Origin of the sequence: Erwinia sp. MYb416, from assembly GCF_037479575.1 — a bacterium.
GTDB classification, from domain to species: domain Bacteria; phylum Pseudomonadota; class Gammaproteobacteria; order Enterobacterales; family Enterobacteriaceae; genus Erwinia; species Erwinia rhapontici.
Map to the genome: position 1 here is coordinate 1 of NZ_JBBGYT010000408.1, position 700 is coordinate 700.

Annotated in this window: 1 protein-coding gene; it reads right to left on the minus strand. The window is 41.0% G+C overall.

The genetic code is table 11. From position 1 onward, the window contains the following. Nucleotides 1–541: GlcNAc-transferase family protein (locus WH277_RS05620; RefSeq protein WP_339504922.1), on the minus strand; the 541-nt coding region annotated here is incomplete at its 3' end. Between the last annotated feature and the right edge of the window lie 159 nt (nt 542–700).

A 700-nucleotide genomic window follows, 5' to 3' on the forward strand; every position in this document is an offset into this window, starting at 1 on the left:
CATAAGGGCTCAGCTGTAAAATTTTCTCCTGAGAAAACCCTCTGAACATTAATCGAATAATATCAGATTTTTTTTCATCTAACTTGTCCGGTTGATAGGATGGTGGGTAACACGTGAGAATAGGTTTAGGACTAAAAACGGTTAAATTATTCAATTCCTCAATCATCTGGCTATCCCAGCATGATATAAAACGACAGTGGGAATCTATTTGCAGAAAGTACTCTTCATTATCGTAAAGTGTTTCTGCAATATGCCTGGCCCAGCAGGCACCCTGGCTCTGGTAATAATGAACGCTAATCACCTGGATCACAGCCCCTCGATAGCTGAAAAGATACAGGTTATAACCATGATGAAGGCGTTCTTGGGTAAGCTGTATTCCCTGATCGAGAAAAATAGAGATATCTTCATCGCACTGCCAGCAAATACTGATATGTAGGGATTGTGGGCTGGAAGACTGAGAAATCATATCCATCAATGTAGGAATAAGCTCTGAATCACGATAGCTCGCGATGCTAACAAAAACACAAGGTACATTATCCATTTTATACCATCATCTTTAACGTTAAATAGGTGTTAATTTACTTGTAAAACGATCTCGGCACTGGCATCAAATTTACCGCCGGTGGGCCTTTTACCTGTCTTGCCCAGTGACGACAATGTCGCCGTCCATTTAAACTGTGCCGGGACTTTATCGTTACTT